The following is a 26,207-nucleotide window of genomic DNA, read 5'->3' on the forward strand; positions in this document are numbered from 1 at the left end:
CGCAACCGTAAATTATCAGCCTTAATCCAAATTACCTGCCAGAAAATACTAAAAACCCATTTCTTTACAGCGAAAGACACCTATATCACGGGGCGGTCTTTCAGCGCACATGTCGTTGGTGGTAGCCTTCGCGCCCGTAAATTCTCTTTGATGTTTTTTTAACAGATAAATGGTCTAAAGATGCCCACATCATAAGTGGATTATTGCATTTGGGATCACGATCACTGATAGATTCATAACTAGAATGTATCTTTCCGCCCGCCAATAGTTACGGGCAAAAATTATTAAAAAACCGTCACTGAACGAATTTCATATTACCGTCAGGCACTTTTTCATCGGATTTGACTAAAAACCTGACAATTCGCTTCCTCCAGGAGATACAGATGGAAACCACTCAAACCAGCACCGTTGCTTCGATTGAATCCCGAAGTGGTTGGCGCAAAACGGATACCATGTGGATGCTTGGCCTTTACGGCACAGCAATCGGCGCTGGTGTACTGTTCCTTCCTATCAACGCAGGCGTCGGCGGTCTGATCCCGCTGATCATTATGGCTATCATTGCTTTCCCGATGACCTTCTTTGCACACCGCGGTCTGACCCGCTTCGTGCTGTCCGGTAAAAACCCGGGCGAAGACATCACTGAAGTAGTTGAAGAGCATTTCGGCGTGGGCGCAGGTAAATTGATTACCCTGCTCTACTTCTTCGCGATTTACCCTATTCTGCTGGTCTACAGCGTGGCGATCACTAACACCGTTGAAAGCTTCATGATGCACCAGCTGCACATGACGCCGCCGCCGCGTGCGATTCTGTCTCTGATCCTGATTGTGGGCATGATGACCATCGTGCGCTTCGGTGAGCAGATGATTGTGAAAGCAATGAGCGTACTGGTCTTCCCGTTCGTTATTGCTCTGATGGTGCTGGCTTGCTACCTGATCCCACAGTGGAACGGTGCAGCGCTGGAAACCCTGTCCCTGAGCAGCGCATCGGCAACCGGTAACGGCCTGCTGATGACACTCTGGCTGGCGATTCCGGTAATGGTGTTCTCTTTCAACCACTCCCCAATCATCTCCTCTTTCGCTGTTGCGAAACGTGAAGAGTACGGTAATGGTGCAGAGAAGAAGTGTTCCAGCATCCTGGCACGCGCTCACATCATGATGGTACTGACCGTTATGTTCTTCGTCTTTAGCTGCGTACTGAGCCTCTCCCCGGCGGACCTGGCGGCAGCGAAAGAGCAGAACATCTCTATTCTGTCTTACCTGGCAAACCACTTTAACGCACCTGTCATTGCGTGGATGGCACCTATCATCGCGATTATCGCCATCACCAAATCCTTCCTGGGCCACTACCTCGGCGCACGTGAAGGCTTCAACGGTATGGTGATTAAATCTCTGCGCGGTAAAGGCAAGAGCATTGAAATCAACAAGCTGAACAAAATCACTGCACTGTTCATGCTGCTCACCACCTGGGCGGTAGCAACGCTGAACCCAAGCATCCTGGGCATGATTGAAACCCTGGGCGGCCCGGTCATCGCGATGATTCTGTTCCTGATGCCGATGTACGCGATTCAGAAAGTCCCTGCTATGCGCAAGTACAGCGGTCATGTGAGCAACGTCTTTGTGGTTATCATGGGTCTTATCGCAATCTCTGCGATCTTCTACTCCCTGTACACCATGTTCTGATTATCACCCGCGCCGTCTTCGGACGGCGCACTCCTCCCTCTCTGACTGAAAGCAATGGACGCATCATGATTAGCGTATTCGATATTTTCAAAATCGGTATTGGTCCTTCCAGCTCTCACACCGTCGGACCAATGAAAGCCGGTAAGCAGTTCACGGATGACTTGATTGCACGCGGCATCTTGCATGACGTTACCCGCGTGGTTGTCGATGTATACGGCTCGCTTTCCCTGACCGGGAAAGGCCACCATACCGATATCGCCATTATCATGGGCCTGGCGGGAAATCTGCCGGATACCGTTGATATTGATGCGATCCCTGGCTTCATCCAGGATGTGAATACCCACGGTCGCCTGCTGCTGGCGAACGGTGAGCATGAGGTTGAATTCCCGGTTGACCACTGCATGAATTTCCATGCGGACAACCTGTCGCTGCACGAAAACGGCATGCGCATTACCGCACTGGCCGGCGACAAAGCGGTATACAGCCAGACGTATTACTCTATCGGCGGCGGTTTTATCGTCGACGAAGACCACTTTGGTCAAACCGATAACGCTTCTGTCGAGGTGCCGTATCCGTACAAAACGGCGGCGGATCTTCAGCGTCACTGCCAGGAGACGGGCCTTTCCCTCTCCGGCCTGATGATGAAAAACGAGCTGGCACTTCACAGCAAAGAAGAACTCGAACAGCACTTCACCAACGTCTGGGACGTGATGCGCGGCGGTATTGAGCGCGGGATCACCACCGAAGGCGTTCTGCCTGGCAAGCTTCGCGTGCCGCGTCGTGCTGCAGCGCTGCACCGTATGCTGGTGAGCACTGACAAAACGACAACGGACCCAATGGCCGTCGTTGACTGGATCAACATGTTCGCCCTGGCGGTGAACGAAGAGAACGCCGCAGGGGGCCGTGTGGTCACCGCGCCGACTAACGGTGCCTGCGGTATCGTTCCGGCGGTGCTGGCGTACTACGACAAGTTTATCCGTGAAGTAAACGCCAACTCACTGGCACGCTACCTGCTGGTCGCCAGTGCGATTGGTTCGCTGTATAAGATGAACGCGTCCATTTCCGGTGCGGAAGTGGGCTGTCAGGGTGAAGTCGGCGTGGCGTGCTCAATGGCGGCGGCGGGTCTGGCCGAACTGTTGGGTGCAAGCCCGACACAGGTGTGCATTGCTGCAGAAATCGGCATGGAACATAACCTGGGACTGACCTGTGACCCGGTTGCCGGGCAGGTACAGGTGCCGTGCATCGAACGTAACGCGATTGCCTCCGTGAAGGCGGTGAACGCGGCACGTATGGCGCTGCGCCGCACCAGCGAGCCGCGCGTCTGTCTCGATAAGGTTATCGAAACCATGTACGAAACCGGTAAAGATATGAACGCCAAATACCGCGAAACCTCTCGCGGCGGACTGGCGATGAAGATCGTAACCTGCGATTAAGCCACTCAGGAAGCCTCGTTTTGCGAGGCTTCTTCCTGTTTTCCCCACCATTCATAGTTTCATGCTGCTGACAGTGTTACCCTTCCTGCATTAGATAGAAGGGAGATTATCTGTGGCCGTTCATTTACTTATCGTCGATGCACTTAACCTGATTCGCCGTATCCATGCGGTACAGGGGACGCCTTGTAAAGACACCTGTCTGCACGCACTGGAACAGCTTATCCGCCACAGTGAACCCACCCATGTGGTCGCGGTATTTGATGACGAAGCCCGCAATACGGGCTGGCGACACCAGCGTCTGCCGGACTACAAAGCCGGACGCGCACCGATGCCGGACGATCTTCACGCTGAATTGCCCATGCTGCGCGCCGCATTTGAACAGCGGGGCGTCCCCTGCTGGGGGGCACAGGGAAATGAAGCCGACGATCTCGCGGCCACCCTGGCCGTAAAGGTGGCGAGTGCCGGGCATCAGGCCACGATCGTTTCAACGGACAAAGGCTACTGCCAGCTGCTCTCCCCCACTATCCGCATTCGCGACTATTTTCAAAAACGCTGGCTGGACGCGCCGTTTATTGCCAGCGAGTTTGGCGTCTCGCCTGAGCAACTGCCGGACTACTGGGGGCTGGCAGGCATCAGCAGTTCTAAGGTTCCGGGTGTGGCCGGGATTGGGCCGAAGAGTGCCGCACAGCTGCTGAACGATTTTCAGAGTCTGGAAGGAATTTACGCCCGTCTGGATGAGGTGCCAGAAAAGTGGCGCAAAAAGCTGGAGGCGCATAAAGAGATGGCGTTTATCTGCCGGGAAATCGCAACGCTACAGACGGATTTACAGCTGGACGGGAATTTACAGCAGCTGCGGTTAGAACGTTAAAACGACGACACGGGTTTGTAGGCCCGGTAAGCGCAGCGCCACCGGGCAAAACAAAGCGCGCACTATCGCTCGTCGCGACGTCCGCCAACCGCAGCCCACCAGCGACGAATATGCACCGTCACCTCTTCGCGGTCGTGATACAGCTGACGCGCCTGGATCTCCACGTTAATACCGTGTTCATCCATCTGCTCCTGAATATAGGCCAGATTCTGCGACACTTCCTCATAGCGCTTTTTCATCGGCAGCTTGAGGTTGAAAATGGTCTCACGACACCAGCCGTTCACCAGCCAGGAGGCCATTAGCGCGGCGACTTTTGCCGGCTTCTCAACCATATCGCACACCATCCACGAGATGTTGTTACGGTTCGGGCGATAGCGGAAACCATCTTCACGCAGCCACGTGACCTGCCCGGTGTCCATCAGGCTTTGCGCCATTGGACCGTTATCAACGGACGATACCCACATATTGCGTTTCACCAGCTGATAGGTCCAGCCTCCCGGGCACGCGCCAAGGTCGACGGCGTACATGCCGTTTGCCAGACGCTCATCCCACTCATCCGCCGGGATAAAGACGTGGAACGCCTCTTCCAGCTTGAGCGTGGAACGGCTTGGCGCATCGGACGGGAAGCGCAAACGCGGGATGCCCATAAAGAAGGGAGAGTTGTTGGTAGTGTATGAATAGCCTGTATAGCAGCAGCCTGGTGCGATAAAGAAGATATGCACCACCGGACGCTTCGGCGTTTCGTAGTTCGTCAGCACGCCCGCATCACGCAGCGCCGCACGCAGCGGCACGGTGAATTTACGACAGAACTTCATCAGCTCTTTACTTTCGTTGGTATCCGCCACTTCAACGCGCAGATCGCCGCCCTTCTCCACCACGCCCTGCAGCATGCCGACAATTGGCGTGATGCGGTCTTCCGGCGGAAGATCCTTCAGCAACTCACCCGCAACAAACATCTGGCGAGCAAAGATCAGCGAGCTGAACGGCAGCTCGCGTGCCAGCTTGTCTGCGTCTTCAGGCTGATAGCATTCAAATACCACATAGCCCGCGTTCTCTTTTACGCGGGCAAAGCCGAAGACTTCGCGCTTCGCCGCTTTATCGGTAATTTCCGCGGCGCACTCTTTCTCAAACCCCGGGCGACAATATAAAACAACCTTATTCATGAACAACGCCCTTGCGTTTCAGACGGATAGCTCCGATAAACATTAATACCCAACCCGCCAGGAAGCTGAAGCCGCCGACAGGTGTAACGAACGCCCACAGGCGCAGATGTGAGAGCGCAAGGCAGTACAGGCTACCGCTGAACAACACGGTACCCAGCGCCATGAACACGCTGCTCCAGTAAAACCAGATACTGATACGGCGCTGCATCGCCACCGCCAGCCCAAAAATAGCCAGCGTATGGAACGCCTGATATTCAAGGCCGGTCTGGATCCAGCCCATCTCTACTGCGCCTAAAGACTTGCTTAAGACATGTGCGCCAAAGGCGCCCAGTGCAACAAAAATAAAGCCACTCACCGCGGCAAAAATCAGCATGAATCGGCTGGTCATGTTTAAGTCCTGAATTGATGCGTGCCCGGCACACAAACGTTATTGTTCATACCTGAAGCGGAATTTTTCTTGCTCGGTTGCCGCTTTCGCCAGTATCCACTGCCGGAAGGCGGCTATTTTACCCAGTTCTGCCTGACTGTCATGACAAACCAGATAAAACGCATTCTTGCTGACCAGTACATCATTAAAAGGGCAAACCAGGCGGCCTGCCTCAATTTCGGACTGCGCCATGACGTTGTTCGCCAACGCCACGCCCTGCCCGTGAATGGCAGCCTGTAACACCATCGCACTGTGGCTAAAGATGGGTCCCTGCTGCACGTTTATATGAGTAAGACCTAATTGACGGGTATAAGTTTGCCAGTCGCGTCGAGAGGCATCATGCAAAAGCGTATGCTGAGCCAGGTCAGCGGGTGACTTCAGCGCCTTTTCACCTGTTAACAGCAGGGGAGAGCAGACCGGCAGGAGATATTCTGCGTATAATTTCTCAACACGCAAGCCCGGCCAGTTACCGCGACCATAAAAAATGGCAACGTCCACGTCATCTGCCAGCTTATCTTCCTGACGATCTACGGCCTGGATTCGAACGTCGATCCCCGGATAAGCTGAGTTAAAGCTTGAGAGTCTTGGCACCAGCCATTGAATGGCAAAACTGGGCAATAAACTGACGGTCAGGGCACCTTTTGCACTGCGAGCCTGCAGCTTACGCGTGGCTTCCGTAAGCTGGGAAAAAATCTCTTTAATATCCTGAAAATAGCTCTGCCCCTCTTCGGTCAACAGCAACGAACGGTTGCGTCGACGAAACAGCTTAAGGCCCAGAAAATCCTCCAGAGACTTGATTTGATGACTTACTGCGGCCTGTGTCACAAAAAGCTCATCGGCTGCGCGGGTGAAGCTCAGGTGACGTGCTGCTGCATCAAAAACACGTAATGCATTGAGGGGTGGCAATCGCTTTGACATGGTTATCTGGCTTAGATGTTAACGGATTTTAACAAACAGGAAACAACGTTTAACCTATTAGTTTTTTTTATCTGAGCCATTATAATTTGTCCGTTGAGGAACTACCAGCAAATACCTATAGTGGCGGCACTTCCTGAGCCGGAACGAAGAGCTTTTTTCGGAATGCGTGTTCTGAAGGGCTTTTGGCTTACGGTTGTGATGTTGTGTTGTTGTGTTTGCAATTGGTCTGCGATTCAGACCACGGTAGCAACGCTACCAATTTTTCACTTCCTGTACATTTACCCTGTCTGTCCATAGTGATTAATGTAGCACCGCCAATTTGCGGTGCTTTTTTTTCGCCTGCGATCTGTTAATGCTCGATCTCTTTCATCTCTTTCACGTCCGTGCGGTTGATCTGCTGCTTGTTCCCGTTAGCATCTTTGTATGAAATCATCCCGGTATCGTTATCAGTAGTCGGTTTCCCTTCCGATACGATAGAACGACCATCGTTGGTGTGCATCACGTAGTTGTTACCGGAACACGCGCTCAGGGCAAAAGTAAACGCACAGGCAGAAATGATTGCAGCTGTCTTATTCATGATTATTCTCCTTTAGCAATTAATGCTATTCAAACCTCGATTTATAACAGGCTAAAACATCCGCCTAACACTATTTAGCATAACCTGCTTTTTTGGGGTCATCAGGATAAGCAGACAATTCTGATAGATATCAACCTCCTTGCCCTGCCGCTGAAATTGCGCGACGATCGCTATATTGAAATGAGGAATCCCATGAACGCTTTCAGCCCTGCGCAGTTCCGCGCACAGTTTCCGGCCCTGGCCGATGCCGGTATTTATCTGGACAGCGCCGCCACCGCCCTTAAGCCCCAGGCGGTGATTGAGGCCACGCAGCAGTTCTACAGCCTGAGCGCCGGGAACGTGCATCGCAGCCAGTTTGCCGAAGCGCAGCGTTTAACCGCGCGCTATGAAGCGGCACGCGATCAGGTCGCGCACCTGATCAATGCCGAAAGCGGGAAAAACATCGTCTGGACGCGCGGTACGACCGAGGCCATCAACATGGTGGCCCAGTGCTACGCGCGCCCGCTGCTTCAGCCGGGCGATGAGATCGTCGTTAGCGAGGCGGAACATCACGCCAACCTGGTGCCGTGGCTGATGGTGGCCGAGCAAACGGGTGCACGCGTGGTGAAGCTTCCACTGGGTGCAGACCTTCTGCCCGATGTGGCCCGTCTCCCCGAGCTGATTACCTCCCGCAGCCGTATTCTGGCGCTCGGACAGATGTCGAACGTCACGGGAGGCTGCCCGGACCTGGCTCAGGCCATTCGCATCGCCCATGCCAGCGGGATGGTGGTAATGGTCGACGGCGCTCAGGGCGTGGTGCACTTCCCCGCTGATGTGCAGGCGCTGGATATCGACTTCTATGCCTTCTCAGGACATAAGCTCTACGGGCCAACCGGTATAGGGGCGTTATATGGCAAGCCAGATCTGCTGGCAAAAATGACGCCGTGGCTCGGTGGCGGCAAAATGATTACCGAAGTGTCGTTCGATGGCTTCAACACTCAGGACGTTCCCTATCGCCTGGAAGCCGGTACGCCGAACGTGGCGGGGGTGATTGGCTTAAGCGCGGCGCTGGAGTGGCTGGCAGAAACCGACATTGTCCAGGCTGAAAGCTGGAGCCGGGGACTGGCGACGCTGGCAGAGGAAGAACTCAAAAAGCGCCCGGGTTTCCGCTCGTTCCGCGTTCAGGACTCCAGCCTGCTCGCCTTTGATTTTGCGGGCGTTCATCATAGCGACATGGTGACGCTGCTGGCCGGATATGGCATTGCCCTGCGTGCCGGACAGCACTGCGCCCAGCCGCTGCTGGCGGCGCTCGGCGTTAACGGTACGCTGCGCGCCTCGTTTGCGCCGTATAATACCCAAAGCGATGTCGACGCGCTGGTTACCGCCGTTGACCGCGCCCTTGAAATACTGGTGGATTAATGACTAGCGCTGCTTTAGCCGGACATCCGTTTGGCACGGTCATCACAGAAGAGACCTTAAAACAGACCTTCGCCCCGCTCCAACAGTGGGAAGATAAATATCGTCAGCTGATCCTGCTGGGTAAACAGCTCCCTGCGCTTTCAGACGATCTCAAAACGCAGGCGAAAGAGATCGCTGGCTGTGAAAACCGCGTCTGGCTGGGCGTGAGCGTCTCCGGCGAGAAGCTGCACTTCTTCGGTGACAGCGAAGGCCGCATTGTCCGGGGCCTGCTGGCCGTATTGTTGACCGCTGTGGAAGGGAAAAGCGCGGCGGAACTGCTGGCACATTCGCCGCTGGCGTTATTTGATGAGCTTGGGCTGCGCGCGCAGCTCAGCGCCTCGCGCGGTCAGGGATTGATCGCGCTCAGCGACGCGGTACTGGATGTCGCACGTCAGGCTCAGGCCTGACGTTCCGCCTTCGCCATCATTTTCTTAAGGGCGTGAGACACCGCCACAAAGCCGAAGGAGGCGGTCACCATGGTGGCCGCGCCAAAGCCTGAGGCACAATCCATTCTCTTTGGCCCTTCCGCCGTGCTTTTCATCGCACACACGGAACCGTCCGCCTGCGGGTAGACCAGTGCTTCGGTCGAGAACACGCAGTCGACGCCCAGCTTGCCTTTGCTGTTCTTCACCACGTTAAAGTCGCTCTTCAGGCGCTCACGCAGCTTGGCAGCCAGCGGATCTTGGATCGTTTTCGCCAGATCGGCCACCTGGATCTGCGTCGGATCGATTTGCCCGCCCGCGCCGCCCGTCGTGACCAGCGGCACCTTGTAGCGGCGGCAGTATGCGATCAGCGCGGCTTTTGGCCGTACGCTGTCGATGGCGTCAATCACATAGCTGTAGCCTTTACTCATATACTCCGCGACGTTATCTGCCGTCACAAAGTCGTCGATCACCGTCACGCGGCACTCCGGGTTGATCAAGCGGATACGCTCCGCCATGACCTCAGACTTCGCCAGGCCGACGTTATCACGCAGGGCGTGGATTTGACGGTTGGTATTGGTGACGCACACGTCATCCATGTCAATCAGCGTGATTGCGCCAATACCGGTTCTCGCCAGCGCTTCTGCCGCCCACGATCCCACACCACCAATGCCCACGACGCAGACATGCGCATCCGCAAACAGCTGCAGGGCTTTTTCACCATAGAGACGTGCCGTGCCGCCAAAACGCTGGCGCCAGGCATCGCTGATTACCACAGACATAACACCTCAGATGTAAAAAGGGTGAGGTTCTCCTCACCCTGAACAGTAATCCGTATTGCGCTCAGAATACCACAATCAGCCGCTGAATACGTTTCCGGCACCCGGTGCGGCCTTCAGTACCCACACGCGTCCGTAGTGGTTATACCAGCCTGCACGGTGGCCTGCATCCGGGCCAATGCCCTGATAGATATCGAAGTGCTGACCTTTGATCGCGCCGCCGACGTCCAGCGCCACCATCAGACGCAGCTCATACTGGCCGTTGAACTTGCCGTTGTTGTCCAGCAGCGGGACCTCTGCCAGCAGCGTGGTGCCCGCAGGAATAATCGAACGATCCGATGCCACCGACGCACGGCCAATCAGCGGTACCGCGCTCGCCCCTTTCACCGGCGCGAAGTTTTGCGGTTTAAAGAAGACGAACGACGGGTTCTGCTCCAGCAGCTCACGCACCTCGGCCTCGCTGTGCTTTTCGCCCCACTCGCGGATCGCCTGCATCGACATGTCTTCTTTCTTCACTTCGCCGCGGTCGATCAGCACCTTGCCAATACTGCGATAGGCGTGGCCGTTTTTACCGGAATAGCTGAAGAAGTTAAGCGGTGAACCGTCGCCAAAATCAATGTAGCCGCTGCCCTGAACGTCCATGATGAAGTTATCCATCAGGGAGTTGCTGTAGGCCAGAACGTAGTTTTCACTCAGCGCACCGGCGTAGATTTCGGCGCGCGACGGCAGACGACCGCGTTTTGGCGGCATACGGTAGATAGGGTACTGGAATTCGCCCTGACGCGTGTGTCGCGCCTGGATAACCGGGGTGTAGTAGCCGGTAAACTGAACGTTGCCGTAGTTATCGGCCCCTTCCATCTGCCAGGCGTCGATACCAAACTGGCGCATGTTGCGCGTATCGCCGCCCGCCCGCAGCCAGTCCTGTACCGCGCTATAAACGTTATTCTGTGCGCTATATAAACGCGGTGACGCGTTGCGGATCTGGTAGACCTGCTCGGAGAAATCACCGGCATTAATCGGTGCGCCGACAGCATCAGGCTGATTAACTAAAGAGAAAGGCTGGGATAACTTCCCGTCTTTATACTGTTGACCGCGATCGGTCGGTTTGGAAGAACAGGCCGCAAGAATCGCTACCATTGCGCCCGCCATCAGATACTTCGCCCAACGTCCTTTCATTCTGTCTCGTCTTTAAGTTGCCCATTTCCGCGTGATGAAGATAACAAACCGCCAGGGCTAATGAAATGCGATCGCATGCCCTTTGGCAAATTTTGCGCAAAAAATAGTCCAAACAGCGCCATGTCGTTCAATTTGCATACAAAATCATGATAAATGTGAAAAAGGGGTTGCATCACAAACCTATCCGAGTATAGTGCGCATCCACGGACGCGGGGTGGAGCAGCCTGGTAGCTCGTCGGGCTCATAACCCGAAGGTCGTCGGTTCAAATCCGGCCCCCGCAACCAATTAAAATTTGATGAAGTATCTTCTACGACAGTAGAAATTTTTGCGAAGTAGTTCGAATCACAGCAAGGCGACGACGCAGTGAATCCTTAGGAACTTACTCTAGTAAGTGACTGAGGTGAACGAGGAAAGTCAACGCAGATGTGGTTTGAAATACGAAGCAAAAAGACGGACGCGGGGTGGAGCAGCCTGGTAGCTCGTCGGGCTCATAACCCGAAGGTCGTCGGTTCAAATCCGGCCCCCGCAACCAATCAAATTTGAAGAAGTAAGCTTCTACAAGAGTAGAAAGACGGACGCGGGGTGGAGCAGCCTGGTAGCTCGTCGGGCTCATAACCCGAAGGTCGTCGGTTCAAATCCGGCCCCCGCAACCAACACTTCTAAAACAATAAACACCCTTAAGGGTGTTTTTTTGTATCTGTCGTTTGTGAATATGCCGGGCGTAAACCCGGCCAAAAGATCTACCCGCGCCGCGCCAGCGTCGCCCCGTCAGAGAAATACGCACGAATCCCTGCAAGAATCGACTCCGCAACCTCCTGCTGGAATTTTGCCGTCTTGAGCTTACGCTCCTCTTCCACGTTACTGATAAACGCGGTTTCTACCAGAATGGACGGGATATCCGGCGCCTTGAGTACCGCAAACCCGGCCTGTTCAACGCTGTTTTTATGCAGCTTATTGATGTTGCCCAGCTTGCCCAGTACCGCTTTACCAAACTTCAGGCTGTCGTTAATGGTCAGCGACTGCACCATATCAAACATGGTGTGGTCGACGTAGCGATCGCCGCTTTTGCCCACGCCACCAATTAAGTCAGAGGCGTTCTGGGTGTCCGCAAGGTATCTCGCGGCGGTACTGGTCGCGCCTTTGGTCGAGAGCGCAAACACCGACGAGCCGCTTGGCTGACGGCTGGTAAACGCATCCGCATGGATTGAGACGAACAAATCTGCGCGCTGCTTCTGCGCTTTCGCCACCCGGACCTTCAGCGGAATAAAGACGTCCTCATTACGCGTCATATAGGCGCGCATATTGCCTTCTTTATCAATCAACGCTTTCAGGCGGCGCGCAATTTGCAGCACCACGTCTTTTTCACGCGTACGGTATTTCCCCACCGCGCCAGAGTCTTCGCCACCGTGGCCTGGATCGAGCATGATCACAATCGGACGATCGCGCCCTGCTTTCCCCGGCTGCGGACCGCTTTGCGCAGGGGGCACCTGACGCTCCAAATCGCCCTTGTTGTAATCCTCCAGCAGGGCAAGAAGCGGATCCTGAATATCCGTCGCATTGGCCGGGTAGAGATCCATCACCAGGCGCTCTTTAAAGGTCGCAACAGGCGCCAGGGCAAATAGCTGCGGCTTAACGTTCTGCTTCAGTTCAAACACCATGCGCACGGTTTGCGGATCAAACTGCCCGACGCGCGCCGATTTAATAAACGGATCGTCACCGCGGATCTGCGCCGCCATTCCTTTCAGCACGGAGTTGAGGTTAACGCCTTCGAGATCCACCACCACACGCTCCGGGTTGCTGAGGGCAAATTGCTTATATTTCAGCACGCGATTGGATTCGACCGTCACGCGCGTATAGGTCGACGATGGCCAGACGCGCACCGCCACGACCTGGCTGGTGGCGGCAAGACCGACCTGACTGACGCTAAGCAACCACATTGCCCCGGCCCCTTTTAACAAACGGCGGCGGCTTATTGCTGAATTGGATCCCGACATGCTTCTCCCGAGCAAGAACACTGACTGATATACAAAATGTCCAGATTGACCGAAAACTTTAACGAATGACGCATAAACTGTCATCTATAAAAGGGTAAACAATCATACGCTAACGCACGGATTACTTACCAATTTCTGTGGGTCGCGGAAAATTTGCGCTTGCACACGCGACCACAATCGAATAAAAATACACAAATTACGAATAAACATTCATTAAGGGTTGTGCCATGGTGAAGGAACGTAGAACCGAACTGGTCCAGGGATTCCGCCATTCTGTTCCCTATATCAACGCCCATCGGGGAAAAACGTTTGTCATCATGCTTGGCGGCGAAGCCATTGAGCATGAAAATTTTTCCAGCATCGTCAATGACATTGGCCTGCTGCACAGCCTGGGGATCCGCCTGGTGGTGGTGTATGGCGCGCGTCCACAGATCGACGCCAACCTGGCCGCTCACCACCACGAGCCGATTTACCACAAACATACCCGCGTCACCGATGCCAAAACCCTTGAGCTGGTGAAACAGGCGGCGGGCCTGCTGCAGCTGGATATTACCGCTCGCCTGTCCATGAGCCTGAACAACACGCCGCTGCAGGGGGCGCATATCAACGTCGTGAGCGGCAACTTCATCATTGCCCAGCCGCTTGGCGTGGACGATGGCGTGGATTACTGTCACAGCGGCCGTATTCGTCGTATTGATGAAGAAGCCATTCATCGCCAGCTGGACAGCGGTGCCATCGTGCTGATGGGCCCGGTCGCTGTCTCTGTAACGGGCGAAAGCTTTAACCTGACGTCTGAAGAGATCGCCACGCAGCTGGCGATCAAGCTGAAGGCGGAAAAAATGATTGGGTTCTGCTCCTCCCAGGGCGTGGTGAACGATGAAGGAACAATCGTGCCGGAACTCTTCCCGAACGAAGCCCAGGCCCGCGTGGAGGCGCTGGAAGCCGAAGGCGATTACCACTCCGGCACCGTCCGCTTCCTGCGTGGCGCCGTGAAGGCCTGCCGCAGCGGCGTGCGCCGCAGCCACCTGATCAGCTATCAGGAAGACGGGGCATTGCTGCAGGAGCTGTTCTCCCGCGACGGTATTGGTACACAGATTGTGATGGAGAGTGCGGAGCAGATCCGCCGCGCCACCATCAACGATATCGGCGGCATTCTGGAACTGATCCGCCCGCTGGAACAGCAGGGTATTCTGGTGCGTCGCTCACGCGAACAGCTGGAGATGGAGATCGACAAATTCACCATTATTCAGCGCGATAACCTGACTATTGCCTGCGCCGCGCTCTATCCGTTCCCGGAAGAGAAGATCGGTGAAATGGCCTGCGTGGCGGTGCATCCTGATTACCGCAGCTCTTCTCGCGGTGAAATGCTGCTTGAGCGCGTGGCGGCACAGGCGCGCCAGATGGGACTGAGCAAGCTGTTCGTCCTGACGACGCGCAGCATTCACTGGTTCCAGGAGCGCGGGTTTACGCCGGTGGATATCGATTCTCTGCCGGAGACGAAGAAAGAGATGTACAACTATCAGCGCCGCTCAAAAGTACTGATGGCTGACCTGGGATAATACGACGCCCTCACCGTCCGGCGAGGGCGTCGTTCAGAGGGACTCAAATATCGCGCCCAGCCCGCTTCGACGTTCCGTACGGGTGGCAATCGCCTGCACCAGCACGCGTTCATCGGTATAGAGCGACAGGCGCTGACGCGCGCGCGTTATGGCGGTATAGATCAGCTCGCGGGTAATAACGGGGGAAAGCTGCGTGGGCAGGATCAGCGCCGCGTGGTTAAATTCGGAGCCCTGGGATTTATGCACCGTCATCGCCCAGGCGGTTTCATGCTCGGGCAAACGGCTAGGCTGGAAGGACTTCACGCTCCCGTCCGGCATCTGGAACCAGACGCGCAGTCCCTGACCGCAGTCGAGCGCAATCCCGATATCCCCGTTAAACAATCCCAGCGCGCTGTCGTTACGGGAGATCATCACCGGTCGCCCTTCATACCAGCGCGAGTGCGGGGTACGGTTAATTTTGCGTTTTTGCGCCAGCAGCTGTTCCAGCCTGTCGTTAAGACCCCGGACACCAAAGGGGCCTTCCCTCAGCGCACAGAGCAACTGATATTCGCCAAACGCGGCAATGACCTGCTCCGGCGTACTTTGCTGTTGTACGTCCGTCAGAAAGCGCTGGTACCCCTGCAGGGCGTCGTCAAGCATCGCCTGATACTCTTCCGCGCTTTGCAGCGATTTTTTCTCAATATCCTTAAAGGTTCCGTCAAATACCGCCGTGGTGGCGCGCCGGTCGCCCCGGTTCACCGCTGCCGCAAGCTGGCCGATGCCGGAGTCGCTGCCGAAACGGTAGCTTTTTTGCAGCAGACACAGGCTGTCGCGCAGCGCCCCTGCCAGTGAATGGTTTTCAGAGGTGAGCGAGCATCCGGTGAGACGGGCTAACTCCTGAGCGCGTTCAGCGGTATATCCCAGGCTGGCATAGGTGCAGATATCACCCAGTACCGCCCCCGCCTCAACGGAGGCAAGCTGGTCACGATCGCCGAGGAAAATGACGCGCGCGTGCGGCGGGAGCGCATCGATCAAACGCGACATCATCGTCAGGTCAATCATTGAGGCTTCATCCACCACCAGCACGTCAAGGTGCAGCGGATTACCGGCATGATAGCGCAGACGCTGGCTACCCGGCTGTGCGCCAAGCAAACGGTGCAGCGTGCTGGCCTCATTGGGGAAAAGCGCAAGCTGCTCCCCGGTTAGCGGCAGCTTTTGCAGCTCGCCGCCTAACGATTCCGTCAGACGTGCCGCCGCTTTACCGGTGGGGGCCGCCAGGCGAATACGGCACTTTTGCTCACCCGATAACTGAATCAACGCGGCAAGCAGTTTTGCCACGGTGGTCGTTTTCCCGGTACCCGGGCCGCCAGAAATCACCGAGATCCGTCGCGTTAAGGCCACGGCAGCCGCCACTTTCTGCCAGTCTGTCTCGTCGTCAGAGGTGAACAGCGTATCCAGCGTTTGCCGCAGCCGCGTTTCATCGCAGGGAAGCGGGGCGTTGGTCTCGCTGAAGAAGCGCGCTACCGTCAGTTCGTTACGCCAGAGCCGGTTAAGATACAAACGCTCGCCGACAAGGATCATCGGCGTCCCGGTATCGGCTCCGCTCACGGCAGGCGAGCCGAGTAATATCGCCTGCCAGTCCACTGCGTCACCCAGCAGCGCGAAGCACGCCTGTAAAACCGGAGGCATCTTCTCATCCACCGCCAGACGCGACAGCGGCAGACACACGTGCCCCTCCCCCGCGTCTTTGCTCAGAATGGCGGCGGCAAGCATGACGGCAGGCTCCTCACCTGCCACCATCATGGCGAACTGCACATCCAGGTGGCGCAGTAATCGTTGTTCAACCGCGTCCAGCAGTAGCGCCTGCATCGTCATGCCACCTCCTCCGTGCCTGCAGCAAACAGGTTATCCATTTTTTCAATCAGTTCCGCAGCCGGACGCGTGCTAAAGACGCCGGAACGCGGGTCGTTAGCATCCACGCCGCGCAGGAACAGGTAAATTACGCCGCCAAAATGCGCTTCGTAGCGGTAATCAGCCATGCGATGGCGAAGGTAACGGTGCAGCGCCAGGGTATAAAGCTGGTACTGCAGATCGTAGCGATGCATTTGCATGGCCGCGGCCATCGCGTCTTGCGTGTAGGCTTCGCTGCTTTCACCCAGCCAGTTCGATTTGTAATCCAGCAGGTAGTAGCGCCCTTCGTGGCGGAAAACCAGGTCGATAAAGCCTTTGAGCATCCCCTGCACCTGGCGGAAGTTCAGCGGCGGGCACCCGGCGGATAACGGATCGTACTCGCGGATCACCGCATCAAGCGCCTCTGCCCTGAGCGGGCTGGCGATGGGGAGATAAAACTCCATCTCCACCAGCTTATCTTTGGTAGTCAACTGGCTAAGCGAAATCCCCTGCGCGGTGAGCGGAGCATGCAGAACCGCGCGGATCCAGTCGGTGAGAACCGGCTGCCAATGCGCGTCGTAACCACCGCTCTGTAACATCTTCAGCACCCACTCTTCGGAAACCGGCTGGGTAAAATCCAGCTCTTCAAACAGGCTGTGCAAAAACGTGCCTGGAGAAGCGCCGCGCGGGAACTGGTGCGGCGTGAGCACCGGCTCAGCAGGTACGCTACCGGCCCCCGCGGCATCCACGTCCAGTTTTGGCATCAGATCCTGCGCAATACTCTGCCCGTGCTGTTGTAAACCGGAGTAGCTGGTGACGCGCCAGTCGTCGGCTATCGTACGCACAACCTGGCGGGCATGGAGCGCTGAATCACGCAGCTCCGGCATCTGCCAGCGGCTGTTGTCGGGCAGCGAAGGACTATGCAGGGCAACATGCTCAGAGCAAAGGGATTCGATGCACTGGCGCAGGCCTGCCGCGTCTTTGGGTTCACCCTGCTGAATAAGCCGCCCCAGCGCGCTCAGATGAAAATCGCTCTCCCCGCTCTTTTCGCCCCGACGCCGGAACAGAGGCGCAACGCCCAGGCTGCAGTGCCAGACCGAACGGGTCAGCGCTACGTAGAGCAGGCGTAAATCTTCCGCCAGACGTTCGGCCTCTGCCAGCTCAACGCTGGACTCAGCGTTGCTGAGATCGAGCACCGCCTCAAACGATTCGCGATCGTGGTAAAAGGCCTGATCCTGCACGCGGTAATTGGCGATAAACGGCAGCCAGACCAGCGGATATTCCAGGCCTTTTGATTTGTGAATGGTGACGATCTGCACCAGATGTTTATCACTCTCGAGGCGCATCTGCTGGCTGGACGAATTGCTGTTCGGATCGGCAATCTGCTGCGCCAGCCAGCGCACCAGAGCGTGCTCGCTCTCCAGCTGCGTACCCGCTTCCTGCAACAGTTCGCTGATATGTAAAATATCGGTCAAACGGCGCTCGCCGCCTACTGTCGCCAGCATATTCTCCGCAATGTGGCGCTGCGCCATGAGATCGCGCACCATTGCCATTACCCCGCGCTTCTGCCATTTTTCGCGGTAGCGAACAAACTCTTCGACCACGGCATCCCATGCGGCTTCGTCATTGTTCAGCGCATCAATATCCCGGGCATTCAGCCCGAGCATCGCGCTCGCCAGTGCGCTGCGCAGCGTGCTTTCCCGCTCCGGGGCCAGCACGGCCTGCAGCAGCCATAGCATCTCCTGCGCTTCCAGCGTTTCAAAGACGCTGTCGCGGTTTGAGAGGTAGACGGAGGGGATATTCAGTAACGTCAGGGCGTCGCGGATGAGCGCGGCCTCCTGACGGCTACGCACCAGTACCGTAATATCTGATGCCTTTACCGGGGTGGGGTTATCCCCCTTCCACAGCAGCGCGTCACCGCGCGCACCCGCACTGAGCCAGTCACGGATTTGCGCGGCACAGTGCTGGGCCATGGCATTTTGATAGTCGGCAACGCCGCAGCCTTCCCCATCCAGCAGCCAGAAGTTCATGGCAGGCTGCGTCTCGCCGTTGAACTCGAAGCGCAACGAGGCATTTTTCTCAGCAAACTTTACCGGCTGAAACGGGATCTCCCGGAACATAAACGCCGTATCCATGCGGCTGAAGAGCCCGTTGACGCTTTCCACCATGCCGGGAGAGGAGCGCCAGTTGGTATCGAGCGTGTAGTGCGCGTCAACCTCGCTGCGGGCTTTCATGTAGGTGAAAATATCCGCACCGCGGAAGGCGTAGATAGCCTGTTTCGGATCGCCGATTAACAGCAGTGCGGTGTCGGGCTGCTGGCGCCAGATACGGCGGAAAATGCGGTACTGCTGCGGGTCGGTATCCTGAAATTCGTCGATCATCGCCACCGGGAAACGGGTGCGGATCGCGGCGGCAAGCGCTTCACCGTTTTCACTGCACAGCGCCGCATCGAGGCGGCTCAGCATATCGTCGAAACCCAGTTCACCCCGGCGGCGTTTCTCACGCGCGACGGCTTCGCGAATTTCCGTCATGGCGCGGGTAATCATCAGATCGTTGAGCGTTAAGGGCTCCGCCAGCAGGGATTCGATCGCCACAAACAGGGGATGCTCAGGGACAATGCCGTCGGCTTTGGTCCGCTCAACCAGGAAACGTTGGGAGAATTTCTCCAGCGCGTCCGGGAGCTGGTAGCCTCGCGTCTCTTCCTGCGCCCAGGCGCTGATCTTCTCGATCCATTTCCCCTGATTGCCACGGTTAAACTTGCGTCGGTCAATCCCGGAATTTTCGATGATTGCGTCAATCTCGCCAACGGACTCAAGCCATTTTTGCTTGATGTCGGCAATCTGCGCGATGATCTTTTCATGCCGTGAGGCCAGCGTTTCATCTGCCGGCGGCGGAGATTTGATGACCGGCGCTTCCCCCTGCAGATAACGATCGATAGCGCGCAGCAGCGCCTCCGGGCCCTTCCACAACGCGTGTACGGCTTCGGCGATATCGCGCGATAACGGGTAGCAGTGGCGACGCCAGAAATCCGCGCAGGCCTGATAGCGAAGCACGGATTCATCTTCAATAAGCTGCTGTTCGAACAGCATACCGGATTCAAACGCATTCAGGCTCAGCATGCGCTGGCAAAAACCGTGAATGGTGAAGACGGACGCTTCGTCCATCTGCCGTTCGGCGAGGAGCAGCCACTGGGCTGCCTGTTGCTTATCGGCAATCTCTTCCAGAAGGCTCGCGTAGAGAGGGTTATTCGTGCTCTGACGCAGACAGGCGATGCGCAGCTCGTGGATATTGGTACGAATACGGCCCCGCAGCTCCGCGGTAGCAGCCTCGGTGAAGGTCACCACCAGCAGCTCTTCCACGCTCAAAGGGCGTGGAAAAGCTGCGTTGCCGCCAAGCCCCAGCAGCAGACGCAGATAGAGGGCGGCGATGGTGAAGGTTTTTCCCGTTCCCGCTGAGGCTTCAATCAATCGTTCACCCTGCAGAGGTAAACGTAAGGGATCAAGGGTCTCAGCGGTATCGGTCATTCTTTCTTACTCCAGGGCATAGATTGCTGCAGCGCGCTGACGCTTTTCCAGACTTTCCAGCCTTTCGGGTTCACGTACTCCGTTTTCCCGTTCTGGCTACCGGAAACCTGGGACAGGATGGTGATACCCTGCGGCTTAATGACCGCCTGATGGAAGAAGTCGGCAACCTTCTGCGGCGTCAGCTGTTTTATCTCGGCCACTACTTTATCACGCGAATCAAAATTCAGATTACCGCGATCGAAATCTTTGCTCAGCTGCGAGGCTTCTTCACCCAGCGTCTGCGGCGGCTGCATTACCTGCGCGATGACGGCCTGCTGGATCTGAGCAAACTCTTCCGGCTTCATCGCGCGCAGCTTTGCTTCCACCTGCGGGAAGAAGGCCTGGTAACGCTGCCAGAGATACGCCGGCTGTTTGTCGCTGCTTTGCAGCAGGAAGCCCAGCCCCCACTGTCGGCCGACGTTCATGGAGAAGGCAAATACCGCGTAGCCAAGCTGCTCTTCTGTGCGTAACTGGTTATAGAACCACGGCTGAATAATTTGCCCCAGCACGGCGCTCTGCGCTGAGCTGGCGAATTCATCATACCCCGTTGGCACAAAGACTGCGGCCAGCGCGGAATCCGTGCTGTTACCCGTCTTTTCAAAAATCACATTCTGTTTTTTCTCAACCAGCACGTCCTGGTTGCGGCACCACTCGTCGCCTTTCGAACCGAGCTGAGTGCGCACATTCTCCGCCAGGGTTTTGGCCTGATCCTCACTCATGTTGCCGACGATCAGGAACTCCGGACGCGTGTTGGTTTTCAGCGCGTCACGGTACGCCAGCACGTCTTTTAAGGTGATCGAAGGCAGCAGCGCGCGGCGGTCTTCTCGCTGGAAATAAGGAACCTGCGACAGCATTTGCGCCGGCATAAGCGCCAGATCGTAAGCCTTGCCCTTCTCGGCAGAATCCATCATCTGGGCGTACCACGATTTGGCCTGCTCAAGCTGCTCTTCCGTCGGCGTGTAGCTGAAATACCCTTCCAGCAGTGCCTGGAACAGCTGAGGCAAACGCTGGGTATAGCCGTTTGCATTGAGCATCAAACCGTTGTTGGCGTTGGTGGAGAAGCTGATGCCGCCCACGGCCGCCTGGTTGCTGAGCTGATCGAGCGCGATACCGGCGAGATAGTCATTGAGCGCGAACATCACCTGATTTTTGGCGCTGTTCATGGCTTTCGGATTACGCAGCACTACGCTGACATCGGCCTTTGGCTCGCTGGCGAAATAGCGGCTTGGTGTATACACCACGCGCAGCGTTGGCTCATCAATGATCAGCGCCGGGTGCGGGTAATCTTTCGTCGTTTTGGTCAGCGAGAAGTCATCCGGAATATAGGGGTTCAGCTCCGGCAGCTTCAACGCAATCTCCCCAGCCTTTTTCTGCCAGTCGGCGAAGGTCTGTGCGCTGATTTTATCTACCTGATAAGGGGCATCGACAAAGTACGCCGTCTTGTTATGCGGTTCGTTCGGGCTGATGTACCAGATGCGGGCATTCTCCGGCGTCATCATCGCCAGGCGAGCTTTTACAGCCCCGGCATCATACCGGTCGGCAATATTTACCGCATCGAGGGTATGTTCCACCGGCACGCGGATCATGGTATCCGCCAGCCACTCAACGTAATCCATGTCGCGGGTGATGGACGGGTAACGGAAATCGAGATCCAGCACGTGGGCAAGTTCATCAAAATAGCGCTTATCGACGCCTTTCTCGCGCAGTAAAGCGAGGTAGCTGAAGATCGCCGCCACGACTTCATCACGGTTGGCCTGTCCTTTGTCGGTCAGGGTGGCGGAGATCGCCAGCACGCCGCTATTGCCGTTCACAACCGGATCGGAGTCGGCGCGAATACCTTCCACCAGCCCCTGTTTTTGCAGCCAGTCAGAAAGCGTACCCGGGCTACGGTTACCTATCAGGTAGGTGACCAGCTCATCGGTTTTACTGCGAAACTGTGCGGTGTTGTTATCAATGCGGAATTCCACGCGCAGCACTTTGCGCGGCAGCGCCGGCACGTAGTGGATAACGATGCCTTTTTGCGCGTCCGTAACCACCGGGACGTTTATTTGCGGCAGGTCGATATTTTTATTCGGCACCCGTCCAAACGTTTTAGCCGCCATGTCTGCCAGTTCTGGCAACGGTTTATTGCTGTAGATGACCGCTTTCATCAGGTTGGCGGAGTAGTATTTATCGCGAAACGCGTGCAGGGCATCCAGCACCGGGCTGTTCGGTTTGTCGCTTAACGTCTCAAGGTTACCGCCGGAGAAACGCGAACCCGGGTGTGCAGGGTTGATGGTTTCGGCACTGACCTGGGCCATGCGCATACCGTCTCGCGTGCGGGCCATGGTCAGCTCGGCATTCACCGCATTACGTTCACGATCGGCGTATTTTTTATCCAGCAACGGGGCTGCGATGGAATCAGCGAGGCGATCGACCGCCCCTTCCAGCGCATCATTTTCGACTTCAAGATAAAAGGCCGTGCGGTACGGTGCCGTGCTGGCATTGTGGCTGCCGCCATGCATTTTCAGAAATTCGGACAGGCTATCTGGCTGCGGGTATTTTTTTGACCCCATCAGCGTCATATGTTCCAGATAGTGCGCAAGACCAGGATGAGCGTCAGGATCTTCCAGCGATCCAACCGGCACCACTAATGCCGAAAGGGATTTCACCGCCTGCGGATCGGAAACCAGCAGTACGGTCATGCCGTTATCAAGACGAATAGCCTGATATTGACGGGTATCTTTTTCGCTTTTACGAATAGTTTCCTGAACGGGTTGCCAACCGGAGTCTGCCTGAGTGACGGGTACCCAGAGGGCGAAAAACAAAACAAACGCTTTAAACAAGGTGCTACCTCTTTATCACGGCTACATCATTAACACATTGCGTGCTGGACACGCCAACATCTCTTTATTGGGTACATCAGTCCGTGATAAGAAGTGCATCATAAATGAACACCCCATGCTGCGCAATTTTTATACAGCACTCAGGACTGATTAAATTTAAACAACGGCAGCAGGTAGCGCTGCGCCTCTTCCGTGATAGCCTCGAAGTACTCTGGCTCAAGGGTTCGCCATAAGCGCTGATACCAGACATCTTCACCTTCGCCACGCACCATCATGTTACCTTCATAGGCCTGCATAAATTTACTGCGTGCTTTCTGCAGCGAAGCCTCATCCGTTAACATCGCATCATTCTGCGCGTCATAACAGGCTTTTATCCACGCCCCGCCACTTTCCGGCAGTAACAGGAGCGGTTTGTTCATTCCCTGACGGTAGCCCTCAATGTACAAAGAGAGATACCCTAACGCCTGCTCGGCTTCCATCGGCGGGAAGCGCCATTCCCCCTCTTTGCGCACGAAAATCCGGCTTTCGCCTTTATGCCCACCCGCACTGTAGACAAGATGTTCCAGCCAGAGTTGCAATCCCTGCGAAACGCTCAGCATTGAGGGCCGCCAGCGCAGCAGCCCGTCCGGCTGAACCTGGGTTAACCAGCCCGTGAGCTGTACCCCGTTGCAGTTGAGATCGATTTCAATACTTTTCCCCGGCTGTCGGCACGCTCTCACGCGCTCCGCCAGAGCGGTCATCTCCTGGCACTGCGCCTCCCAGACAATTTCCCCGAACGCGCCGTAGGGCAGCTGACCCGCAGCGCGGTAGCGGCGGTAAAGCTTGTCCGCATCTTCCTCTTCAACCAGCGCATTCAGCAGCTGCAGGTTTAACTGGTAGCGTTCCAGACCTTCCAGCGTAAACGGCTCTGCCTCAGGAATTTCGCTCTCTTCAGAGCGGAAGTTGACCTGCAGTCGTTGCTGGAAGAAGGCGCGCACCGGATGCGCCCAAAACCGCTGAAGCTGTTCGAAGGTCAGAGTGTCGATTGGGCGCGGATCAAGTTCCTGAATGAAATCGGTATGCGCACTTCCCTCTTTTTTCGCCGCCGGTAGCCACTCCTGTGCATAGCTCTGGCGCTCGCTGGCTGTGTAGTTCACCGGGTCAAACGGCATGCGGCTGTGGAAACAGGTGATATGGGCTTTCACCCTCTGCTCGCTTTCATCGCAGTTGCGCGCTTCATCTCCCGGCAGGTAGTGGCTCTGGCCGATATAGTCCACCAGCTCCTGCACCAGTACAGAGGGGAAACGCTCGCTGTTGTCCTGAATGGAACGACCGATATAGCTGATATAGAGCTTACTCTGAGCGGAAATAAGCGCTTCAAGGAAGAGGTAGCGGTCATCATCACGGCGGCTACGATCGCCCCGTTTTGGGTTTGCGCTCATCAAGTCGAACCCCAGCGGCGGCAGCGCGCGCGGATACACACCGTCGTTCATGCCAAGCAGGCAGACCACCCTGAACGGGATAGAGCGCATGGGCATCAGGGTACAAATATTGACAGGACCCGCCAGGAAACGCTGGCTGATTCGCTCCTGGTCAAGCCGCTGCGTCAGCTCATCCCGCAGCAGCGACAGCGGGATGGCCTCCTGATAGTGAGAATTCACGCCTTCGTCGATGATTGCCTGCCACTGGGTTTCAATCAGCGCCATGGCCGCTTCGGTGTCACTGTCCGGCAGGAAGAAATCATTAAGCAACGCCCTGCAAACCGGGAGCCATTCTTCAAGTGGACGCGGCTGCAACAGCGCATATCGCCAGCGGTTAAGCTGCATTAATAGCGACGCTAAATGCCCCACCAGTTCAGCAATTAACCCGCTGGACTCATCGTAAGGCAGCACCTCATTCCACTCGCCCTGGCTGCTCTCCATGGCGTAGCCCAGCAGCATACGCGTCAGACCAAATCGCCAGGTGTGCTGCCCGGTTGGGGGAAGCTCGAATTCCTGAACGTTATCGTCATCGATCCCCCAGCGAACGCCAGACTCATTCACCCACTGACGAAGGTAGCGCAGGCCCTCTTCATTGATGTTGAAGCGTGCAGCCAGCACGGGAACATCCAGCAATGCCAGGACATCTTCGGAGATAAACCGGCTATCCGGCAGTGACAGAAGAGTGATAAACGCCTGCAATACCGGATGCGACTGACGGGCACGACGGTCAGAGATAGCGTAAGGCAGGTATCGCTCGCCCGTCGCGCTGCCAAAGACGGCCTGAATAAAGGGACTGTAGCTGTCGATATCCGCCACCATCACCACGATATCGCGTGGCGTCAGATCGGGGTCCTCCTGCAGCATCGCCAGCAGTTGGTCGTGAAGCACTTCGACCTCACGCTGCGGGCTGTGGCAAACGTGGATCGTGACGCTGCGATCGTCAGGATCCAGTTTTCGCTTATTATCGCTGCGTTCGAACTCGTTCGCCGTCACGCCCATGACGGCACGGTTTTCCAGATCCAGAATATCTAACTGAATATTATGCAGCAGGCTGTCCGGGGCGATCTCAACAAAGGCATCCACGTCACCTTCCCCTGAGGAAGTGATGTCTGAAAGCATATGAATGTAGTCACGTCCCAGCTTCCCCCATGAGGCAAGCAGCGGATTGGGCAGGTTCTGGATACCGTCTTCATCGAAAAGCTGCCCGGCAGTCGAGCCGTCTTTAAACAGCGGGACGGCACGTTCTTCAAAAAGGCGCTTTCTTTGGCGGCTCACCAGCCGCGCAAGCCAGCGTTCGTCGAGGATATCCCCCCAGTATTGTCGGCATGGGTTGGTAAACAAAATATGGATATCAATATGCTTACCCAGCGCATTCAACGCCTTTAGATAGACAGGGGGTAATGCGGATATTCCGCAGATAAAAACGCGTGACGGAAGTCGGGCCGGGCGCTCCGACGCATTTTCAAGTATCGAGATAAACCGCTCGTAGAGATTGGCACGGTGCCACTTAGGCTGGCCCAGTTTCTCCGTATGCTCTACCAGCGCTTTCCACAGCGGGGCCTGCCATATTTGCGCCTCCGGCAGGCCTTCAACCAACTCGCCCGCTTCCCAACGAATTAACCAGTCAGAACGGTAAACAAGGTATTGGTCATAAAGATCGGCGGTGCGCGATGCCAGCTGGAACAGCTTGCGCTTGTCGGTATCGTCATTGAGGTAGTGGCGCAGCATGGCAAATTCATCGTGCTGCAGCATGTCCGGCAGCAGCGCCATCAGCTTCCAGCTCATGGCCTGCTTGTTGAAGGCGCTCTGCTCCGGGATGTCCGACAACACGCGGACAAACATCTCCCAGATAAAGCTCGCGGGCAGCGGGAAATCAATATTCGCGGCTATGCCAAATTTACGGGAAAGCGACATTTGCAGCCACTGTGCCATACCGGTGCTCTGCACCAGCACCATTTCGGGCTCAAAAGGATCGTCAAGCCGCTCGCGCTCAACGATAAATTCCATCAGTGCTTCCAGCACATCCAGACGATTTGAGTGGTAGACCCTTAACATAG

General features: G+C 56.2%; 17 protein-coding genes and 3 tRNA genes. 9 read left to right on the top strand and 11 right to left on the bottom strand.

Features of this window, described 5'->3' with window-relative positions; all coding sequences use genetic code 11:
* The first annotated feature begins 383 nt into the window (after positions 1–383).
* From AC4IC4_RS18385 to xni, 3 genes are all read left to right on the top strand, one after another.
* Positions 384–1,679, top strand: coding sequence for an HAAAP family serine/threonine permease (locus AC4IC4_RS18385; protein ID WP_024909280.1), 1,296 nt, complete (start codon positions 384–386; stop codon positions 1,677–1,679).
* 65 nt (positions 1,680–1,744) lie between these two features.
* Positions 1,745–3,112, top strand: a complete 1,368-nt coding sequence (gene sdaB / locus AC4IC4_RS18390; RefSeq protein WP_491471660.1) for an L-serine ammonia-lyase II — start codon at positions 1,745–1,747, stop codon at positions 3,110–3,112.
* 112 nt (positions 3,113–3,224) lie between these two features.
* A complete protein-coding gene (gene xni, locus AC4IC4_RS18395) occupies positions 3,225–3,980 on the top strand; it encodes a flap endonuclease Xni (protein ID WP_491471661.1) in 756 nt (251 codons plus the stop codon).
* 62 nt (positions 3,981–4,042) lie between these two features.
* Here xni and rlmM read toward each other — a convergent pair whose 3' ends face one another.
* The 4 genes from rlmM to AC4IC4_RS18415 all read right to left on the bottom strand — a co-directional run bounded on the left by rlmM (position 4,043) and on the right by AC4IC4_RS18415 (position 7,065).
* The gene (gene rlmM / locus AC4IC4_RS18400) at positions 4,043–5,143 is read right to left on the bottom strand and encodes a 23S rRNA (cytidine(2498)-2'-O)-methyltransferase RlmM (RefSeq protein WP_023309030.1); all 1,101 of its coding nucleotides are present in this window, start codon (positions 5,141–5,143) and stop codon (positions 4,043–4,045) included.
* Positions 5,136–5,531 carry a DUF423 domain-containing protein gene (locus AC4IC4_RS18405; RefSeq protein WP_023309031.1) on the bottom strand — a complete coding sequence of 132 codons (396 nt, stop codon included), beginning with the start codon at positions 5,529–5,531 and terminating at the stop codon, positions 5,136–5,138. Before AC4IC4_RS18405 ends, rlmM begins: the two co-directional genes overlap by 8 nt.
* 39 nt (positions 5,532–5,570) lie before the next feature.
* Positions 5,571–6,488: a glycine cleavage system transcriptional regulator GcvA gene (gcvA, locus tag AC4IC4_RS18410; protein WP_024909282.1), complete on the bottom strand. Its 918-nt coding sequence runs from the start codon at positions 6,486–6,488 to the stop codon at positions 5,571–5,573.
* Positions 6,489–6,837: 349 nt separating this feature from the next.
* Positions 6,838–7,065, bottom strand: coding sequence for a YgdI/YgdR family lipoprotein (locus tag AC4IC4_RS18415; protein WP_008499648.1), 228 nt, complete (start codon positions 7,063–7,065; stop codon positions 6,838–6,840).
* Positions 7,066–7,257: 192 nt separating this feature from the next.
* On the opposite strand from AC4IC4_RS18415, the gene csdA reads away from it, so the two are divergent.
* The gene (gene csdA, locus AC4IC4_RS18420) at positions 7,258–8,463 is read left to right on the top strand and encodes a cysteine desulfurase CsdA (protein WP_491471662.1); all 1,206 of its coding nucleotides are present in this window, start codon (positions 7,258–7,260) and stop codon (positions 8,461–8,463) included.
* Positions 8,463–8,909 carry a cysteine desulfurase sulfur acceptor subunit CsdE gene (gene csdE / locus AC4IC4_RS18425; protein WP_491471663.1) on the top strand — a complete coding sequence of 149 codons (447 nt, stop codon included), beginning with the start codon at positions 8,463–8,465 and terminating at the stop codon, positions 8,907–8,909. The genes csdA and csdE overlap by 1 nt, the downstream gene beginning before the upstream one ends.
* Here the strand turns inward: csdE and tcdA are convergent.
* Together tcdA and mltA are read right to left on the bottom strand one after the other, a co-directional pair.
* A complete protein-coding gene (gene tcdA, locus AC4IC4_RS18430; protein WP_006811804.1) occupies positions 8,900–9,706 on the bottom strand; it encodes a tRNA cyclic N6-threonylcarbamoyladenosine(37) synthase TcdA in 807 nt (268 codons plus the stop codon). The two genes, csdE and tcdA, sit on opposite strands and share 10 nt — an antisense overlap.
* 75 nt (positions 9,707–9,781) lie before the next feature.
* Positions 9,782–10,879 (bottom strand): murein transglycosylase A, encoded by a 1,098-nt coding sequence (gene mltA, locus AC4IC4_RS18435; protein ID WP_021241890.1) that lies wholly within the window; start codon positions 10,877–10,879, stop codon positions 9,782–9,784.
* Between the two features lie 208 nt (positions 10,880–11,087).
* Between mltA and AC4IC4_RS18440 the strand changes: the two genes are divergently transcribed.
* The 3 genes from AC4IC4_RS18440 (at position 11,088) to AC4IC4_RS18450 (ending at position 11,533) form a co-directional block, all read left to right on the top strand.
* Positions 11,088–11,164, top strand: a tRNA-Met gene (locus AC4IC4_RS18440).
* Positions 11,165–11,335: 171 nt separating this feature from the next.
* Positions 11,336–11,412: transfer RNA gene (locus tag AC4IC4_RS18445), tRNA-Met, on the top strand.
* A gap of 44 nt (positions 11,413–11,456) precedes the next feature.
* Positions 11,457–11,533: transfer RNA gene (locus AC4IC4_RS18450), tRNA-Met, on the top strand.
* Between the two features lie 87 nt (positions 11,534–11,620).
* On the opposite strand, the gene amiC is transcribed toward AC4IC4_RS18450, so the two are convergent.
* On the bottom strand, positions 11,621–12,874 hold the full coding sequence (gene amiC, locus AC4IC4_RS18455) for an N-acetylmuramoyl-L-alanine amidase AmiC (RefSeq protein WP_032648118.1): 1,254 nt from the start codon (positions 12,872–12,874) through the stop codon (positions 11,621–11,623).
* Between the two features lie 227 nt (positions 12,875–13,101).
* Between amiC and argA the strand changes: the two genes are divergently transcribed.
* Positions 13,102–14,433, top strand: a complete 1,332-nt coding sequence (argA, locus tag AC4IC4_RS18460) for an amino-acid N-acetyltransferase (RefSeq protein WP_008499655.1) — start codon at positions 13,102–13,104, stop codon at positions 14,431–14,433.
* Between the two features lie 33 nt (positions 14,434–14,466).
* Here the strand turns inward: argA and recD are convergent, their stop codons facing one another.
* The 4 genes from recD to recC form a co-directional block, all read right to left on the bottom strand.
* Complete coding sequence (gene recD / locus AC4IC4_RS18465) at positions 14,467–16,287, bottom strand: exodeoxyribonuclease V subunit alpha (RefSeq protein ID WP_491471664.1); 1,821 nt, start codon at positions 16,285–16,287, stop codon at positions 14,467–14,469.
* On the bottom strand, positions 16,284–19,826 hold the full coding sequence (gene recB, locus AC4IC4_RS18470; protein WP_491471665.1) for an exodeoxyribonuclease V subunit beta: 3,543 nt from the start codon (positions 19,824–19,826) through the stop codon (positions 16,284–16,286). The genes recD and recB overlap by 4 nt, the downstream gene beginning before the upstream one ends.
* Positions 19,823–22,690 (bottom strand): pitrilysin, encoded by a 2,868-nt coding sequence (ptrA, locus tag AC4IC4_RS18475; protein ID WP_491471666.1) that lies wholly within the window; start codon positions 22,688–22,690, stop codon positions 19,823–19,825. The genes recB and ptrA overlap by 4 nt, the downstream gene beginning before the upstream one ends.
* A 140-nt stretch (positions 22,691–22,830) precedes the next feature.
* Positions 22,831–26,205, bottom strand: a complete 3,375-nt coding sequence (gene recC / locus AC4IC4_RS18480; RefSeq protein WP_491471667.1) for an exodeoxyribonuclease V subunit gamma — start codon at positions 26,203–26,205, stop codon at positions 22,831–22,833.
* Positions 26,206–26,207: the final 2 nt, after the last annotated feature.

The organism is Enterobacter sp. Taxon_2, from assembly GCF_058355295.1.

What these genes read in the sequence shown, in the direction of transcription:
- AC4IC4_RS18385 (WP_024909280.1), top strand. Translation starts at nt 384, where the DNA reads ATGGAAACCACTCAAACCAGCACCGTTGCTTCGATTGAATCCCGAAGT.
- sdaB (WP_491471660.1), top strand. Translation starts at nt 1,745, where the DNA reads ATGATTAGCGTATTCGATATTTTCAAAATCGGTATTGGTCCTTCCAGC.
- rlmM (WP_023309030.1), bottom strand. Translation starts at nt 5,143, where the DNA reads ATGAATAAGGTTGTTTTATATTGTCGCCCGGGGTTTGAGAAAGAGTGC.
- AC4IC4_RS18405 (WP_023309031.1), bottom strand. Translation starts at nt 5,531, where the DNA reads ATGACCAGCCGATTCATGCTGATTTTTGCCGCGGTGAGTGGCTTTATT.
- gcvA (WP_024909282.1), bottom strand. Translation starts at nt 6,488, where the DNA reads ATGTCAAAGCGATTGCCACCCCTCAATGCATTACGTGTTTTTGATGCA.
- AC4IC4_RS18415 (WP_008499648.1), bottom strand. Translation starts at nt 7,065, where the DNA reads ATGAATAAGACAGCTGCAATCATTTCTGCCTGTGCGTTTACTTTTGCC.
- csdA (WP_491471662.1), top strand. Translation starts at nt 7,258, where the DNA reads ATGAACGCTTTCAGCCCTGCGCAGTTCCGCGCACAGTTTCCGGCCCTG.
- csdE (WP_491471663.1), top strand. Translation starts at nt 8,463, where the DNA reads ATGACTAGCGCTGCTTTAGCCGGACATCCGTTTGGCACGGTCATCACA.
- tcdA (WP_006811804.1), bottom strand. Translation starts at nt 9,706, where the DNA reads ATGTCTGTGGTAATCAGCGATGCCTGGCGCCAGCGTTTTGGCGGCACG.
- mltA (WP_021241890.1), bottom strand. Translation starts at nt 10,879, where the DNA reads ATGAAAGGACGTTGGGCGAAGTATCTGATGGCGGGCGCAATGGTAGCG.
- amiC (WP_032648118.1), bottom strand. Translation starts at nt 12,874, where the DNA reads ATGTCGGGATCCAATTCAGCAATAAGCCGCCGCCGTTTGTTAAAAGGG.
- argA (WP_008499655.1), top strand. Translation starts at nt 13,102, where the DNA reads ATGGTGAAGGAACGTAGAACCGAACTGGTCCAGGGATTCCGCCATTCT.
- recD (WP_491471664.1), bottom strand. Translation starts at nt 16,287, where the DNA reads ATGACGATGCAGGCGCTACTGCTGGACGCGGTTGAACAACGATTACTG.
- recB (WP_491471665.1), bottom strand. Translation starts at nt 19,826, where the DNA reads ATGACCGATACCGCTGAGACCCTTGATCCCTTACGTTTACCTCTGCAG.
- recC (WP_491471667.1), bottom strand. Translation starts at nt 26,205, where the DNA reads ATGTTAAGGGTCTACCACTCAAATCGTCTGGATGTGCTGGAAGCACTG.